Source organism: Streptomyces sp. NPDC003247 (genome assembly GCF_042888135.1).
In the GTDB taxonomy this organism is placed as follows: Bacteria; Actinomycetota; Actinomycetes; order Streptomycetales; family Streptomycetaceae; genus Streptomyces.
The window spans coordinates 101,593-117,169 of sequence record NZ_JBIAPF010000010.1 but is presented as its reverse complement, the minus strand read 5'-3'; the positions used below and the strand labels follow the sequence as shown (position 1 = coordinate 117,169).

The 15,577-nt window shown below is 72.5% G+C and carries 11 protein-coding genes and 1 pseudogene; 6 read left to right on the top strand and 6 right to left on the bottom strand.

Annotation, left to right across the window (positions count from 1 at the left end; translation table 11 throughout):
• Window positions 1-14: 14 nt before the first annotated feature.
• Window positions 15-1,469: a DUF6461 domain-containing protein gene (locus ACFYWQ_RS30375; RefSeq protein WP_389520731.1), complete on the bottom strand. Its 1,455-nt coding sequence runs from the start codon at window positions 1,467-1,469 to the stop codon at window positions 15-17.
• Between the two features lie 376 nt (window positions 1,470-1,845).
• Here ACFYWQ_RS30375 and ACFYWQ_RS30370 point away from each other — a divergent pair, with 376 nt between their 5' ends.
• Window positions 1,846-2,313, top strand: a complete 468-nt coding sequence (locus tag ACFYWQ_RS30370) for an SsgA family sporulation/cell division regulator (RefSeq protein ID WP_389520729.1) — start codon at window positions 1,846-1,848, stop codon at window positions 2,311-2,313.
• Window positions 2,314-2,494: 181 nt separating this feature from the next.
• Window positions 2,495-3,493, top strand: a complete 999-nt coding sequence (locus tag ACFYWQ_RS30365) for a Bax inhibitor-1/YccA family protein (RefSeq protein WP_389520727.1) — start codon at window positions 2,495-2,497, stop codon at window positions 3,491-3,493.
• 584 nt (window positions 3,494-4,077) lie between these two features.
• Here the strand turns inward: ACFYWQ_RS30365 and ACFYWQ_RS30360 are convergent.
• From ACFYWQ_RS30360 to ACFYWQ_RS30350, 3 genes and pseudogenes are all read right to left on the bottom strand, one after another.
• Entirely contained in the window at window positions 4,078-5,679 is a 1,602-nt protein-coding gene (locus ACFYWQ_RS30360) for a tannase/feruloyl esterase family alpha/beta hydrolase (RefSeq protein ID WP_389520725.1), read from the bottom strand.
• Window positions 5,680-5,907: 228 nt separating this feature from the next.
• Complete coding sequence (locus tag ACFYWQ_RS30355; RefSeq protein ID WP_389520723.1) at window positions 5,908-6,600, bottom strand: cytochrome b/b6 domain-containing protein; 693 nt, start codon at window positions 6,598-6,600, stop codon at window positions 5,908-5,910.
• A pseudogene (locus tag ACFYWQ_RS30350) lies at window positions 6,548-7,216 on the bottom strand (molybdopterin-dependent oxidoreductase). Before ACFYWQ_RS30350 ends, ACFYWQ_RS30355 begins: the two are co-directional and overlap by 53 nt.
• A gap of 451 nt (window positions 7,217-7,667) precedes the next feature.
• Here ACFYWQ_RS30350 and ACFYWQ_RS30345 point away from each other — a divergent pair.
• Genes ACFYWQ_RS30345 through ACFYWQ_RS30335 form a run of 3 tightly spaced genes read left to right on the top strand, consistent with a single transcriptional unit; the run spans window position 7,668 to window position 11,659 of the window.
• On the top strand, window positions 7,668-9,302 hold the full coding sequence (locus ACFYWQ_RS30345) for an ABC-F family ATP-binding cassette domain-containing protein (RefSeq protein WP_389520721.1): 1,635 nt from the start codon (window positions 7,668-7,670) through the stop codon (window positions 9,300-9,302).
• Between the two features lie 35 nt (window positions 9,303-9,337).
• Window positions 9,338-11,053 carry an ABC-F family ATP-binding cassette domain-containing protein gene (locus ACFYWQ_RS30340; RefSeq protein ID WP_389521086.1) on the top strand — a complete coding sequence of 572 codons (1,716 nt, stop codon included), beginning with the start codon at window positions 9,338-9,340 and terminating at the stop codon, window positions 11,051-11,053.
• A 42-nt stretch (window positions 11,054-11,095) separates the two neighbouring features.
• Window positions 11,096-11,659 carry a CGNR zinc finger domain-containing protein gene (locus ACFYWQ_RS30335; protein WP_389520719.1) on the top strand — a complete coding sequence of 188 codons (564 nt, stop codon included), beginning with the start codon at window positions 11,096-11,098 and terminating at the stop codon, window positions 11,657-11,659.
• Between the two features lie 177 nt (window positions 11,660-11,836).
• Here the strand turns inward: ACFYWQ_RS30335 and ACFYWQ_RS30330 are convergent, their stop codons facing one another.
• Window positions 11,837-12,466, bottom strand: coding sequence for a hypothetical protein (locus ACFYWQ_RS30330; protein ID WP_389520717.1), 630 nt, complete (start codon window positions 12,464-12,466; stop codon window positions 11,837-11,839).
• Window positions 12,467-12,862: 396 nt separating this feature from the next.
• Between ACFYWQ_RS30330 and ACFYWQ_RS30325 the strand changes: the two genes are divergently transcribed.
• Window positions 12,863-14,773, top strand: a complete 1,911-nt coding sequence (locus ACFYWQ_RS30325; RefSeq protein ID WP_389520715.1) for a BTAD domain-containing putative transcriptional regulator — start codon at window positions 12,863-12,865, stop codon at window positions 14,771-14,773.
• Between the two features lie 10 nt (window positions 14,774-14,783).
• Here ACFYWQ_RS30325 and ACFYWQ_RS30320 read toward each other — a convergent pair whose 3' ends face one another.
• The gene (locus tag ACFYWQ_RS30320) at window positions 14,784-15,284 is read right to left on the bottom strand and encodes a sigma-70 family RNA polymerase sigma factor (RefSeq protein ID WP_389520713.1); all 501 of its coding nucleotides are present in this window, start codon (window positions 15,282-15,284) and stop codon (window positions 14,784-14,786) included.
• Between the last annotated feature and the right edge of the window lie 293 nt (window positions 15,285-15,577).

Sequence of the window (15,577 nt, the reverse complement as noted above, 5' to 3'; positions counted from 1 at the left end):
CCACCATTCACCCCTCACCCCTCACCCCTCACCCCCGTACCGAACACCGCGGCAGGATGAGCACCCTCGAAGTCCTCGCGGCGGAGCCGGACGCCCGCCGCCAGACAGGCGAGTTCGACCGTCGGCGGCAGGAACTCGCCGTCCTCCTCCTCGGTCCGGTACACGCCCAGGCCGATCCGCTCCATGAACGGCGCGAACGCCGCCCGTCGCGTGCCCCTTGGCGCCGCCTTGCCGCGTTCCAGCCGGGTGGCGTCGTCCTCGCCGTACGTCGCGAGCAGCGTCCCGTCCTGGTACCAGGTGAGGGACTCCCAGCCGTCGAAGTCGAGGTGGCGGACGATCGCGCCGCCGCCCCGCGACAACTCCGCGGCCCGCTCGACACCCTCGAGCCCGCACGGTTCGACGACCACCACCCGGTCGCCGACCCGCGCCGCCAGCGCGCACTCGGGCGGGTCGGCGCGCGATCCGGAGAACGCCGCGGCCACCAGCTCCGCGTACGTCATGGGCCGGATCGTGCCGGGTCCGGCGCCGAGGCGTCGCAGCACCTCCTCGGCGTCGGAGTGCTCCACCAGCGTGAGCGTGCAGGGGCCGGACAGGTCCAGCAGGTCGAACCAGTCGCGGGGAAGGCCGCTGCCTGCCGGCCGTTCGGGTCTGGCCGCCTCCCTGGCCGCCCGCCGCTCCTCCGATCGCCGGAGTCCGGCGAGCCGGGCCTCCTCCGGGGCGGTCCGGCTGTCGCAGAGTTCGTCGCCGTTGTCGTCGAGGACCACGATGTCCCCTTGGTCGCGCACCACCACCGCGGACACCCGGAAGGCCGTGGGGTCGAGCCGGTAGCGGCCGGTCCAGCGCAGCAGGACCATGGAGTCGGTACCGGAGCGCAGGATCCCGTCGGTGCCGAGGGTGAGCGGCCCGGGTGCCCGCGCGTCGAGCGACCAGACCCCGCGTTCCCGGTCGTTCTCATGCGCGGTGAGCCGGGTGGTGCCGTCCGGGGTGTGGCCGAAGCGGTAGCGGCCGTCGGGGGAGAACAGCGGCTCGGTGAGGATCTGCCCGGGCAGCAACCGGTCGCCGCTCGCGGGCCGGTGGGCGGCGAGATCGGCCTCGGTGAGCGGATCGCGGCTCCAGCGCAGGGCGCCGTCGGGGTCCGTGAGCACCAGTCGGCCCTGGTCGGTGACCGAGGCGGCCACCACGCGGCGATCGACGGGGCCCGAGACCCAGACCGGCAGTCCGGACCGGGCCTCCAGCACGAGCCGCCCCTGGTCGGGGTGGAGGACGAGCCGGCCGGACTCCCCTTGCGGAACGTCGGGCTCCCCTTGCACAACGGTGACCGCCCATATGTCGTGGCCGCCGGAACGGTCGCGGAGCGCCAGCGTGCCGTCGCCGCGGTGCTCCAGCGCGTAGGCACCGTTCGGCGAGACGAGGGAGCCGAGGCTCAGGAACTCCCCCGCCCTCAGCACGGTCGGGTCGGCGGTGGTCATGGGGCGTCTCTCCGGTCGTCAGGGCGGGGCGCGGGCGGGGGCCGGCATTCCCGACGGGGGAGGTCGGGACGGCGGCCGCGAGGTACCGGCGCCCCTGGACCGGGCGCCGGGTGTCCCCCTCGGGCAACGGATCGGAGCCGCGCCGGGTTCACACCCTATCGGCGGCTCACCGACCGACGCACATCCGCGTCACGCACACATTTGTCCCAGCCAGTCGGGCACGGCGACCGCCATGTCCGACAGCTGACTTACGTCACGTTCCCCGCGGAGCCCTGCCGGGGCGTCCACGATCCGGCGTCAACTGACCGATGTGAGCGGCCGGTTCCCGGCGAAGAGTGGTGCACGCAGACTTCGTCCCACGGAAGGGAACCCTGTCATGCAGCACGATCAGTCATCGCTGCGGGCCCGTTCGGCGCCCGGGCTCGTGCCCTCGCTGTTCCTTGAGCTCGACCAGATGCTGGATGAGTTCACCCGGCTCCCGATGCGGGCGAAGTTCACCTTCGACCCGGACTCGCCCGCCGTGATCACGGTGGAGTTCCTGGCGGAGCGAGGGCCGAGTCTGGTCTGGGGCATCGGCCGTGAGCTGCTTCATCTGGGTCTGACGACGATGAGCGGTACCGGCGACGTCCGCATGTGGCCGACGCTGCCCGGGGAGCGGCTCTCGTCCTGGCTGCTCCTCGAATCGCGGGAGGTGGAGGCCCTGTTCGAGGTGCCCACCGCGCCGCTCGCCGAGTGGCTGGAGGCGACCTACCGGATCACCTCGGCCGAGGCGGAGAGCGCCGGTCTGGACTGGGACGGGTTTCTGCGGGACCTGCTCAGCGGCCCGGAGGCACCCGCCGGGTGACCGTCCGGGGGCTGTCGAGGGATGACTTGCCCCTCATCGCGTCACCTGTCAGAGTGGTGACGAACAGGGTTGCCGTCGTCGGCCCGGCGCATGGCCACCGACACACGTCTGCCGCCCCGGCACCCCGACGACCAACGCTGTGCCGCAGGCCGCGCGTGTGCGGCGGACGAGGAGGAATGACATGAGGACCAGCAACCCGATCTTTTCCCGCTGGGTCGCCGCCCGTGCCACGGGCCGGGCCGACGCCCGCACACCCCGGCCGGTGGGCGCCACGGTCGGCGGACGGCAGACGGACGACCACAGCTCGACGGACAGTTACCGCTCGACGGACGACCACCGCCCGGCGGACGACCACCGCCCGGCGGACGACCACCGCCCGGCGGACGGCTACCGCCCGGCGGACGGCTACCGCCCGGCGGACGGCTACCGCCCGGCGGACGGCTACCAGGCCAACCCCTACGCCCCCGGGGCCGGCCCGTCCGCGTGGACCGGCGCGAACGCCGTCACGATGGACGACGTCATCGTCCGTACCGGCACGACCCTCGGCACCGTGGTCCTGACCGCCGTACTGTCCTGGCTGCTGCTGCCGGTCGACGAGGCGAACCTCGGCAGGTCCTACGGTCTCGCCGTGGGCGCGGCCCTCGTCGCCTTCGTCCTGTCGCTGGTCCAGGTGTTCCGGCGGACGCCGTCCCCGGCACTGATCCTCGGCTACGCGGCGTTCGAGGGTGTCGTCCTCGGGGTGCTCTCCAGCACGGTCTCGACATATGTCTCGCCCGGTGTGGTGGTCCAGGCGGTGCTAGGCACCTTCGCGGCCTTCGCCGGTGTGCTCCTCGCGTACCGCAGGCGCTGGATCCGGGTCGACCGGCGGTTCGCCGGGTTCGTCGGGGCCGCGGCGGCCGGCTTCCTCCTGCTCCTGGTCGCCGACAGCCTGTTCGCCGCCTTCGGCGCGGGCAACGGCCTCGGCTTCCACAGCGGCGGCCTCGGCATCGCCTTCGGGATCGTCGGCATCCTCCTCGGCGCGGCCTTCCTCGCGCTGGACTTCAAGCAGGTCGAGGACGCGGTCGCCTACGGCGCGCCCCGCGAGGAGGCCTGGCTCGCCGCGTTCGGTCTCACCACGACCCTGGTGTGGATCTACCTGGAGGTGCTGCGCGTGCTGACCCTCTTCAACAGCGACAACTGAGTCCCCCGCAGTTCCCCCCACCGCCGGAGGGGCACGCGCACCGCGCGTGCCCCTCCGGCGTGTCCGCACGCGGGTCCACGCGCTGAACCTTTCCCGGGACCTGGCTCGTTCCCCGGGTGACGACCTGACCGCCGGAACTGGGAACGTGGATGTCCGCCGCTGGTCGGCCCAGGCCCTCCAGGTGGCCTCGCCCGGACACCGCCCGGACACCGCCCTGACACCGCTCGGCGCTGTCCGGCCTGCACGGGATGCCGGCCGGCCTGATCGCGGACAAGCGACGCACGCCCCGGGAGGACCTGCCGTCCGCGCTGGTCGCCGTACGCGACGAGGAGGACGGGGCGGCATGGTCGTCGTAGCGCTCGGCGCGGCGGGAGTGGATCGGCTCCGGCGTCATCCGTGGTGTGCTGTCTCTTCCGGTCGCTACCGCGCCGGCTGACGGCCCCGCACGGGCATCCCCGCCCGCACGACGAACGTCCCGGCCCGCGCTCGGACAGCGCGGGCCGGGACGTTGCGGCAGGACGGTGGGACCGTCGGACGGTCCGGGTGCGGAGCCGGCGGGACTTCCAGCCCAGCAGCAGGGCCGGTCAGTGCCGGGAGGGGGAGACGCAGTGGAAGCCGGCGGCGAGGGACGTGTCGCCGTGGCCCTTGTAGCGGAGGACCTGGGGGTAGGCGCACAGGTCACGGGTGACCGTCTCGCCGTTGGTGTCGACCAGCGTCGCGGGCAGCGTCCTGGGCGCCTTGCCGTGCTCGACCCAGTCGGTCAGTGCGGCGAGTCCGTCGGCCGAGCCGTCCTGACCGTCGAGGCCGCAGTGGCTGGTGTTCGGGGCGAGGAAGAGACGGTAGAAGTCGTCGGTCTTCTGGGCGCTGCCGAGCTTACGCACGACCTGGTCGCGGTAGCGCACGGTGCCCTGGGCGGGGATGTACTCGTCGGTGTCACCCTGCCACGTGATCAGCTTGCCGCCCGACCTGCGGAAGTCCGACAGATCGGGGTCGTCGGTGCCGATGACCTTGTCGTACTCGGCCTGGGACTGCCGGAACAACTGGGTGAAGTCGCTGTAGGTGATCTTCGTGAGGTCGAAGGACGGGTCCTTCTCCAAGAAGAGCTGGACCCACAGGGCGGGAACGGGGAAGGGCGCGCCCTTGCCGTCCTCGGTGGCCGCCAGACCGGTCAGGTCGGCACCGACCGGGACGCCGGCCCACAGCTTCTTGCCCGAGGTGGTGCGGGGGCCGTCCCAGATCTTGCGGACCACGGCCGCGTCGGCCGCCGTGATGGTCCGTTCCTCGCCCTCGCAGACGACCTTGGTGCCGATCAGCCGACGCGGGTCGTAGTCGCAGCGGGAGGCGTCGTCGACCAGGGCGTCCTGAACCCCGTCGAGCTTGTCGCAGGCCTTGACGGCGGCGTCGGTGAAGGCGTTCAGCTCGCAGGTGGTCGGATAGGTCTTCTCGTTGTTCATGACCACCTGCGGCCACAGGGTGGCGACCTCGAACTCGTCCCAGTTGATGGCGGGCGCGTCCGCGAGGATGCCGTCGTAGTCGTCCGGGTAACGCTGGGCCTCCATGTAGCCCTCGCGTCCGCCGGTGGAGCAGCCGGTGAAGTAGGAGTAGGCCGCACGCTTGCCGTAGACACCGTCCACGACCGCCTTGCCGACGACCGCGGCCTCGTGCTGGGAGCGGGAGGCGAAGTTCTTCAGCAGCGCGGTGTTCACCTTGCCCCCGCCGTCGAGCACCCAGCCGGTGTCGAGGACGTCGCCGACACCGGCGTCCGTGGTGGTCGCCGCGTAGCCGTTCTTGACGGCGGTGCCCAGGCCGACTCCGTTGTCACCGGCGCCGTAGGCGCTGCCGCCGATCGCCTGGAAACGGCCGTTCCACCTTTCCAAGGGGAGCCAGGTCTGCACCTTGGCGTGGTCGCCGTCGCCCGGGTGGGTGAGGGTGACCGTCACCTGGCAGAACGCCGGGACGCCGGAGACGTCGCCGCCGAGGATGCCGGTGCCGTGGATGGTGCCGCCCGCCTGGCGGACGGCTCTCACCGACTCCACCTCGGTACCGGCGGGGGCCTTCAGGGCCGGGGCGGTACAGGCCGGGGGCGTGGTGACGGAGGCGGGCTGCGGCTGTGCCGAGGCGGTCGGCAGGTACACCGCCGCGGCCAGCGGCACACCGGCGGCGAGAACGGTCAGGACTCTTTTCATTGCTTTCCCATCCAGGAAGAAACAGGTGTGCGCGCGTCTGTGGCGGCATCATGTGCGCGTCGAAGGAGACGGGCGGTGGGTGAGACCGGCGGATGCGCCGCTGAGGGCGTCGCCGAAGACTGATCCAGACCTTATCACCCGTCAAACCGGTGACGGAAGGGGATGTGTCGGTGTGTCGGTGTGTCGGTGTGTCGGATTCCCCTGCGCGAGAGGCGCACACGTGTGTCGTCACGGCTCGGTCGCCCGGTCGGGCACGGCTTCCGGGCGCTCCTCCCCCAGCCACCGCGCATGGTGGCGCCGCGCCCAGCTCCGGCTGACGTATCCGGTGCGCATCCCGAGCCGTGCCTCGGGGTCCTCGAGGGCCTTGCGCAGGTGTCCGAGGACGACGAAGGTGATCACCCAGGCCAGCAGGTCGTGGACGAAGATCGCGCTGGTGCGGGAGATGAAGGGCAGCAGGCCCGTGCGCCACATCAGAAGGCCGGTGAACGTCATCACCAGCACGGCACCGGCGATCCAGCCGGCGTAGAGCTTCTGACCCGCGTTGAACTTGCCCGCCGGACGCGCCTCGGGGGAGGTACGGCGGCTGCGGACCGCGCGCAGCCACTGCCGGTCGTACGCCGCGAAGCGGTTGAGCCGGCGCAGGTCCGCGCGGAAGGCCGGCGAGAACAGCCCGAGCAGGAAGGGCAGGGGCAGCGAGATGCCGGACCACTCGTGGAGGGTGACCGTCAGGTGCCGTCGTCCGACGAGTTGGGCCAGCGGCCCGAGGTACAGACAGGCGGCGCTGACCAGGCACACCAGCATCAGACAGCCGGTGGTCCGGTGGACCCAGCGCTCGGCGGTGGTGAACCGGCGGACCCGGTCGGCGGGTTCAGGCCGCGTCACTGTGCCGGTCGGCGTCGTCGAGCCAGCCGTCGACCGCATAACCGCGCTCCTCCCAGTAGCCGGGGACGACCTTGTCGGTGACCGAGATGCCGGACAGCCACTTGGCCGACTTGTAGAAGTACATGGGCGCCACGTAGAGCCGGACGGGGCCGCCGTGGGCGTGGGTGAGGGGCTCGTCCCGCATGTTCAGGGCCACCAGGACGTCCGAGCGGCGGGCCTACTCCAGGGTGAGGCTCTCGCTGTAGGCGCCGTCGAAGCAGGTGAACCGGATCGCGGCGCCCGGGGAGCGCACCCCGGCGTCGTCGAGCAGGTCGGCCAGCCGCACCCCGTCGAAGGGTGTCCTCTCCACGCGCCAGCCGTCGGTGCACACCACGTCGTGGACGACCCGGGTCTGCGGCATCGCGCGCAACTCGTCGAGCGTGTAGGTCCTCGGCCGCTCCACCAGCCCGCCCACCCGCAGCGCGTAGTCCGTGGCGTCCTTGCGCGGCACCGAGCCGACGACGCTGTAGTAGCGGAAGCCGCCCGGGTCGGGCAGCAGCCCTGTCAGACCCGTGGGATCCAGCTGGGAGGCGGAGGCCAGAAAGCCCTCCCAGCCGCGCTGGAGATACGGGGCGGCGGCCAGCCCCGCCGCGCCCGCGCCGAGCATGCCGAGCATCGCCCGGCGGCCGACCGGCGCACCTGCCGTCCTCGGCTTCGGCTTTTCCGCCATGGCGTGCTCCTTCGGACACGTGTGAGCCGTGCGAGCCCCCACGAAGACGTCACCGGCCGACTTCGTCACCGGTTTAACCGGTGACGATACTGGCATGAGCTCGACCCTCGCGTCAACGCCGCACAGCCGCCAACACACACGTGTGACCCACGCCCGAACGCGCCACCCCGCACCGGCGGGACTTCGGCTGCTACGCTGAAACGGACGTCGACCGTGTATCGAGGAGTCACAGCCGTGGCGGGTGAGGACGACATCTCCGGGTGAGACCCGGTTCTGACGGCCACCGGCCGGCGCTCAGGAGCGCTGCCGAGGTGGCCTGTCCCGTCGTGCCCCTTTCCCCCCGTCTGTCAGGGCAGAGGTCTCCGTCTGCCCTCGATCCGCCCGAGGTCGCCCCTCCATGTCCGACACGTCCGTCGTCTGCTCGAACCTGTCCTTCGCCTGGCCCGACGACACCCCCGTCTTCCAGGACCTGTCCTTCACCGTGCACAGCGGCCGCACCGGCCTGGTCGCGCCCAACGGCTCCGGCAAGAGCACCCTGCTCAAACTGATCGCCGGTGAACTGAAGCCCGCCACCGGCTCGGTGTCCGTCGGCGGCACCCTCGGCCATCTCCCGCAGAGCCTCCCGCTGACCGGTGACCTCACCGTCTCCGAGGTGCTCGGCGTCGCCGCGATCGTCCGCGCCATCGACGCCGTGGAGTCCGGCGACGTCGACGAGGAGCACTTCACCACCATCGGCGACGACTGGGACATCGAGGAGCGCACCCGCGCCCAGCTCGACCGTCTGGGCCTCGCCGACCTCACCCTGGACCGCGGCCTGGGCACCCTCAGCGGCGGCCAGGTCGTCTCCCTCGGCCTCGCCGCCCACCTGCTCAGGCGCCCCGACGTCCTCCTCCTCGACGAACCCACCAACAACCTCGACCTGACCGCCCGGCACAAGCTCTACGACGTGCTGGACGACTTCGGCGGCACCCTGCTGCTGGTCAGCCACGACCGCGCGCTGCTGGACCGCGTGGACCGCGTCGCCGAACTCGGCAGCGACGAACTGCGCCTGTACGGTGGCAGCTTCACCGAGTACGAGGAAGCCGTGCGCGCCGAGCGGGAGGTCGCGGAGAAGAACGTCCGCACCGCCGAGCAGGAGCTCAGGCGCGAGAAGCGGGAGATGCAGCAGGCCCGCGAACGCGCCGAACGCCGCGCGAGCAACGCCGCCAAGAACCTCAAGAACGCCGGTCTGCCCAAGATCTTCGCGGGCACCATGAAGCGCGGCGCCCAGGAGGCCGCGGGCCGCTCCGGCACCCTGCACGCCTCCCGGGTCAGCGAGGCCAGGGCCCGCCTCGACGAGGCCGGCCGCGCCCTGCGCGACGAGCAGCGCCTCACCCTGGAACTGCCCGACACCCAGGTCCCCGCCGGACGGGGCCTCTTCCTCGGCGAGGGCCTGCGGGTGCGCCTCGGCGACCGGGACGTGTTCGCTCCCGGCGGCGTCGACCTGAGCGTCCGCGGCCCCGAGCGCATCGCCCTGACCGGCCCCAACGGCTCGGGGAAGACCACCCTGATGCGGCTGATCACCGGCGAACTCACCCCGTACAGCGGGGAGATCAGGCGCAACGACGGCCGGATCGCCTACCTCTCCCAGCGCCTGGACCTGCTGGACCTCGACCGCACCGTGGCCGAGAACTTCGCCGCGTTCGCCCCCGGACGCCCCGAGGCCGAACGGATGAACCTCCTCGCCCGCTTCCTCTTCCGGGGCGCCCGAGCCCATCTCCCGGTCGGGGTGCTCTCCGGAGGCGAACGGCTGCGCGCCACCCTCGCCTGCGTGCTGTGCGCCGAACCCGCCCCGCACCTGCTGCTGCTCGACGAGCCCACCAACAACCTCGACCTCGTCGGCGCGGGCCAGCTGGAGAGTGCGCTCGGCTCCTACCAGGGCGCCTTCATCGTGATCAGCCACGACGAACGCTTCCTCGCCGAGATCGGGGTGACCCGCCGGCTGCGACTGGCCGACGGCACCCTGACGGAGACGGGAGCCCCCGAGGTGTGAACCGCCGACATGTGCAGCGGCCCGCGCCCGAGGCCATGTGCCCCGCGGGCCGACCACCGATCACGTCGGAAGGTTCCCCCGTGCCCCAGCCCGCCCCCGCCCTCCTCGCCCACGACCTCGTCCGCACCCTCGGCGGCCGACGCGTCCTGGACGGCGTCTCCCTGACCGCCTCCCCCGGCCGCCGCATCGGCCTCATCGGGGAGAACGGCGTCGGCAAGTCCACCCTGCTGCGCGTCCTCGCGGGCGTCGACGAACCCGACGCGGGAACCGTCACCCGCCCCGCCGACCTGGGCTTCCTCCACCAGGAGATGCCGTACGACGCCGCCTCCACCCTCGCCGACGTGCTGGACGAGGCGCTGCGCGAGGCCCGGGAGGACCTCGCCGCACTGGACCGGCTCGGCGAGGAACTCGCCCGCCTGCCCGAGGACCACCCCGCCCACCAGGACCTCCTCGACACCTACGGCCGGCGCCTGGAGCTGGCCCAGCACCGGGAGTCCTGGGACGCCGACCGCCGTGCGGCGCTGGTCCTCGACGGACTGGGCCTCGACGCCTTCGGGCACGACCGCACACTCGGCTCCCTCTCCGGCGGCCAGCGCGGCCGGCTCGCCCTGGCCGCCCTGCTCGTACGACGGCCCTCCGCGCTGCTGCTGGACGAACCGACCAACCACCTCGACGACGGCGCCGCCGCCTTCCTGGAGGAGCAGGTCCGCGCCCTGCCCGGAACCGTGGTGCTCGCCGCCCACGACCGGGCCTTCCTCGACGCCGTCTGCACCGACCTGATCGACCTCGACCCGGCGGTGGACGGCCCGGTCCGCTACGGCGGCGGCTACAGCGCCTACCTGGCCGAGAAGCACGCCGAACGCGAGCGCTGGGAGCGCAGGTACGCCGAGGAACAGCAGGAGATGGACGGTCTGCGGGAGGCGGCGGGGGTGACCGCGCGCCGGGTCGCCCCCGACCGGGGCCGTACCGACAACGAGAAGATGGGCTACGGGCACCGGGCGGGCCGGGTGCAGAGCCAGATCTCCCGTCGGGTGCGCAACGCCGGCCGGCGGCTGGAGGAGCTGGAGCGCACCCGGGTCGCCGAGCCGCCCCCGCTGCTGCGCTTCGTCGGCGGGGAACTCGCCGCACACGCCGGGGAGAGTCCGCAGCCCCTGGTGTCGCTGCACGACGCCCATGTGCCGGGGCGGCTCGCGCCGGTCGCACTGGAGGTGTCGCCCACCGACCGGCTGCTGGTCACGGGCGGCAACGGGGCGGGCAAGTCGACCCTGCTCGCCGTGCTCGCCGGACGCCACGCCGCCGAGGGCGAGGTGCGCAGACGGCGGAGGCTGACGGTGGGGCTGCTCACCCAGGACAGCGTGTTCGACCGGCCCGAACGCACGGTCCGGGACACCTACGCGCTGGCACTGGGAGCGGAACGCGCCGGGAAGGTGCCGCTGGGTTCCCTCGGTCTGCTGCCCGACGCCGCGCTCGGCCGGCCCGTCGGGCAGCTGTCCGTGGGCCAGCGGCGGCGTCTGGCGCTGGCCCTGCTGGTGGCCCGTCCGCCCCAGCTGCTCCTGCTCGACGAGCCGACCAACCACCTCTCCCCCGCGCTGTGCGACGAGCTGGAGGCGGCGCTGGCGTCCGGACCGGGCGCGATCGTCGTGGCGAGCCACGACCGCTGGCTGCGCCGCCGCTGGCAGGGCCGTGAGGTGCGGCTGGCACCGGGACCGGACGGAGGGGAGCCCCCGCGCGTGCACCGCCTTGAACGGTGACGATTCTTGCGTTCGACAGGAGTCACCTGTCAGAATGGTGATGTGAATCTTGACCATGTGTTCGTATGCGGCCACCCGGCCCTCGACTTCGCGGCCACGCTCCGGGCCCGGCGCTCGACCCGGTTCGAGATGTTCGTGACGCCGGAGCGGCTGAATGCCTGGTACCTGGAGTCCGGGCTGGTGGACACCATCACCCCCGGCGACGAGGACGACGTACGGGAGGCGACCGCCGTGCGCGAGGCCGTCTACCGGCTCGTCACCGACCGCCGGCTCGGTGCGGACTTCGACCCGGAGGCGCTCGGCCTGGTCAACGCCGCCGCGCGCAAGACGCCCGTGACACCCCAGCTCACCCCGGCGGGACGGCTCACCGAGGCGACGCCCGAGCAGGCGCTCGCGACCGTCGCCCGGCTCGCCGTCGAGCTGCTCAGCGGCGAGGACGTGCCCCTGATGAAGGAGTGCGGCAACCCCGAGTGCACGCGCGTCTACATCGACCGCTCCCGGGGCATGCGGCGCCAGTGGTGCGGCATGGAGTCCTGCGGCAACAAGATCAAGGCCGCCGCGTACCGGGCCCGCAAGAAGACCGCGCCGGCCGCGGCGGCACACTGACCCACTCGGGGTGACGGCGCCGGCGCGGGCGGGCCCCTCGGGGCCGGTTCACAGGCGGGGCGGGCCCCCCGGGGCCGGTTCACAGGCGGGGCGGGCCCCCCGGGGCCGGTTCACAGGTGATACGCACCGGTGCCGCAAGGGCTCGTGCCTGGTGTACGGCACCGGGCCTCAGGTGTCTCAGAGATACATGGCCCGGTGCTGCCGGTACGCGAAGGTGTCGCCGGAACTGAGGATGGTGACGATCTCCTCGCAGAAGCGCCGGTACTCCGTCTCCTGCTCCTCGGGCAGGGTCACCGCGACGACGGCCGCCCGGGACGCGACGTCACGCAGGGTCCCCAGCAGGCCGTCCGGGGGCGGCAGCAGCAGCACCTCCATGACACGCCGGAAGACGTCGGTGAAGACGTCGGTGAGGCCGTCGGTGAGGCCGTCGTCCCGGTCCGCCCCCGGCCGCCGGGCCCGCTCGGCCTCGACGAACAGGTCGAGACACGCCGTCAGATGCCCGAGGTCGGCGGCGGTCAGCTCGACGGGGTGGAGGCTCGTGAGCCGGTGGCCGCGGGTGTCGTACAGGACGTACCGCGGGAGCTCGGCCGTCCGTGGGGCGGCGGAGGGGTCCGTGCCGTGCCAGCGGCACCACAGCGGCAGCTGCAGCAGGATCTGCACCCAGCTGTCGTAGGCGTCGCAGATCACCCGCTCGTCATCGGACTCCCGGCCCGCGACGTGGAGCCGGTGCAGCCGCCGCAGCAGCGGTTCCTCCAGACTCTGGAACCGCGCGAAGAACACCGGGTCGTCAGGGACCAGGACGTACATGGGGCTCCTCCTCCCGCGGCAATCGCCCGGCCCGCAAGATCCCGTCATGGGAGTGAACGCGGACGGACCGCCGGGGGTTCACCTCCGGCAGACCACCGGGACTCACCTCCGGCAGACCACCGGGACTCACCTCCGCGCGAAGACACCTGCGACCCGCGGCCGACCGAACATGTCGACACCTGATGATCCACCATTCCGAGACCTTCCTCACCCCACCCGAGACGGATACATGTCTCTCCCGGCCACTCAAACATGTCACGCGACATGGCTACACTTCGCGGACTCGGCAACGAGCTCCCCCGGGAGGAGACACCTCGGCTCCCCGCCCGACGCGGTGACGACAGGCCGGACGGGCGACCGGCAGCACCTGAGAGAAATGGCGAGGCCAGCCACGAGATGGACGCGACAGTGCGCTACTCGGTCCTCGGTACCGTGCGAGCGACCCGGGAAGACACCGACATCGACCCGGGACCCCCGAAACGCCTGGCCCTGCTCGCCCTGCTGCTGCTCCGCGCCCCCGGCCCGCTCACCCTGAGCGAGGCGATCGACATCCTGTGGGACGACGAGCCCCCCGCCAGCGCCGTCAACGTGGTGCACCGGCACATCGGCGCGCTGCGCAGAACCCTCGAACCCCAGCTGCGCAGCCGCACCCACGCGGCACACCTCGTCCGCGCCGCCGACGGCTACCGCCTCCTGGTCGACACCTCCACCTCGGACCTGCTGCGCTTCCGGGATCTGCGCGCCCGGGCACAGCTCGCCGTCAAGGACGGCACCCCGGCCCGGGCCGCGCGGGACTTCGTCGAGGCGCTGCGCCTGTGGCGCGGTCCCGTCGTCGCCGCCGGCACCACGGTGGCCCGGCATCCGGTGTTCACCTCCGTCGGCCACGAGTTCGTGGCCACGGCGAAGGAAGCGGCCGACACCGTCCTGACCGCCGCGCCCGCGCTGACCGAGGAAGTGCTCGCCGTGCTGCGACGGGCGTTGGAGGGCCACCCTTTCGACGAGGCGCTGCACTCCCGGGTGATCGCCGCCCTGGCCGCCACCGGCCGACAGGCCGAAGCCCTCCGGCAGTTCGAGACCATCCGCGAGGCCCTCGCCGACGAACTCGGCGTCGAACCGGGCCCCGAGCTGCGCGCCGCCCAGCAGCACCTGCTCCGGCACCGCGTCCCCCGGGAGTCGGCACGCCCTTCCTCCCCGCCCATGGCGGCCGGTGCCCCGGCCCAGCTTCCCGCGGACTGCGCCTCGTTCGTCGGCCGCCGGCAAGCCCTGAGCCAGTGCCTGCGCCTGCTGCCGCTCCAGGGCGAGAGCGGACCGTCCACCCTGACCACGACGATCTGCGGCATGGCGGGCGTGGGCAAGACGACGCTGGCCGTGCACTGGGGCCACCTGGTCGCCGACCACTTCCCCGACGGGCAGATCTACGTTGACCTCCAGGGCCACCACTCCGTCCGCGCCCCGCTCGACCCGGCCGAGGCCATCGCCGACGTGCTCCGCGCGCTGGGCGTGGAGAGCGACCGTACGCACTCCGGCGCCGCCTCGCTCGCCGCCTCCTACCGCAGCGCCCTGGGCGGTCGCCGGCTGCTGCTGGTCCTCGACGACGCGGAGGACTGCGAACAGGTACGCCCCCTGCTGCCCGCCACGTCAGGGTGTGTCGCGATCGTCACGAGCCGGCGGCGGCTGGAGGGGCTGGCCGTCACGGACAACGCCCGGCACATCACCCTCGACCCGATGACCCGTGAGGAGGGGCTCGAACTGCTCGACCGGCGGCTGGGCAGCGACCGCGTCACGGCCGAGCACGCGGCCGCCGTCGAGATCGTGGAGCTGTGCGGCGGCCTCCCGCTGGCCCTGGCGGTCGCCGCCGCCCAGGCCCTGGCGCAGCCGCACTTCCCGCTGGCCTCGTTCGCGGCCGGACTCCAGGACGCCGACGACTGTCTCGACGCCCTCTCCGGCCCCGACACCCGCACCAGCACCCGCAGCTCGTTCCACCGCTCCTACGAGGCGCTGAGCAGCAGTGCCGCACGGCTGTTCCGGCTGCTGAGCCTGCACCCCTCGCGCGACATCAGCATGCCGGCCGCGGCCAGCCTCGCCGGCACCGAACTGCGCCGGACGAGGCAGGACCTGGCCGAGCTGACACACCATCACCTGCTCACCGAGCTGGTCCCCGGCCGGTACACCTGCCACGAACTGCCGCGTGCCCACGCCAGGGAACTGTGCGCGCTCCTCGACCCACCGGCCGCACGCTCCGAGGCGCTGTCCCGGATGGTCGAGCACGGTCTGCACAGCGCCGGCGCCGCGACCAAGCCCTACTAGCCCCGTACCGTCACCGCGACCTGACGCCGTACGACACACCCCGCAGCTTGCGCAGGGCGTTGTGGTGGCGGCTCTTGACGGTGCCGGCGGGGACTCCGAGGATGCCGGCCGTCTCCTGGATGCTGCGGTCGCAGAGATATATGTGGACCAGGACGGCACGGTGCTCGGGAGAGAGTCTGCGCAGCAACGCTCGGGCCACCAGGGCGTCGTGCACCGCCTCGGTGCCGTCGAAGCCCGAGGCGGGATCGCCGTAGGTCACTCCGACGAGTTCCCTGCGCGCGTGCGGCTTGCGTACCCAGTCGATGACCAGATGCCGGGCGACGGTGAAGAGCCAGCCGCGGACCGACCCCTCCATTTCGAGCAGCCGGTCGATGTTCCGCCAGGCCCGGATGACGGTCTCCTGGGCGATGTCCTCGGCGAGTCCGCGGTCTCCCAGCATCTTCTCGGCGTACGAGACGAGCCCTTCCCGGTGTTCCCTCATGATGGTGCCGAGCAGATCGGATCGGGACATGTCCGTGAGGGGCGTGGCCATGGTGTGCTGAACCGTCCTGGATCTCTTCGTGCGGCGCCCCGGGGACCCGGAGCCAAGGGCTGGGGGCCGGTGGCTGGGGGCAACCCCCGTGTCCGCACTGTAGGCAGCGGCAGGTGCCAGAAGAATGCCGCGCTTGTGCCGCCGAAGTGCCGTGCTCGCGCGCAGTCGACCGCACAGACGACACATGTGGACCCGAACCGACCGGGCCCCTCCGGAGACCCCCCTTCTCACCAGGGATTTCCGAGGATCTCCAGGGATTTTTCAGATCCCGG

Coding starts and splice junctions, on each gene's coding strand:
- ACFYWQ_RS30375 (WP_389520731.1), bottom strand. CDS start 1,469: ATGACCACCGCCGACCCGACCGTGCTGAGGGCGGGGGAGTTCCTGAGC.
- ACFYWQ_RS30370 (WP_389520729.1), top strand. CDS start 1,846: ATGCAGCACGATCAGTCATCGCTGCGGGCCCGTTCGGCGCCCGGGCTC.
- ACFYWQ_RS30365 (WP_389520727.1), top strand. CDS start 2,495: ATGAGGACCAGCAACCCGATCTTTTCCCGCTGGGTCGCCGCCCGTGCC.
- ACFYWQ_RS30360 (WP_389520725.1), bottom strand. CDS start 5,679: ATGAAAAGAGTCCTGACCGTTCTCGCCGCCGGTGTGCCGCTGGCCGCG.
- ACFYWQ_RS30355 (WP_389520723.1), bottom strand. CDS start 6,600: ATGCGGTCGACGGCTGGCTCGACGACGCCGACCGGCACAGTGACGCGG.
- ACFYWQ_RS30345 (WP_389520721.1), top strand. CDS start 7,668: ATGTCCGACACGTCCGTCGTCTGCTCGAACCTGTCCTTCGCCTGGCCC.
- ACFYWQ_RS30340 (WP_389521086.1), top strand. CDS start 9,338: ATGTGCCCCGCGGGCCGACCACCGATCACGTCGGAAGGTTCCCCCGTG.
- ACFYWQ_RS30330 (WP_389520717.1), bottom strand. CDS start 12,466: ATGTACGTCCTGGTCCCTGACGACCCGGTGTTCTTCGCGCGGTTCCAG.
- ACFYWQ_RS30325 (WP_389520715.1), top strand. CDS start 12,863: ATGGACGCGACAGTGCGCTACTCGGTCCTCGGTACCGTGCGAGCGACC.
- ACFYWQ_RS30320 (WP_389520713.1), bottom strand. CDS start 15,284: ATGTCCCGATCCGATCTGCTCGGCACCATCATGAGGGAACACCGGGAA.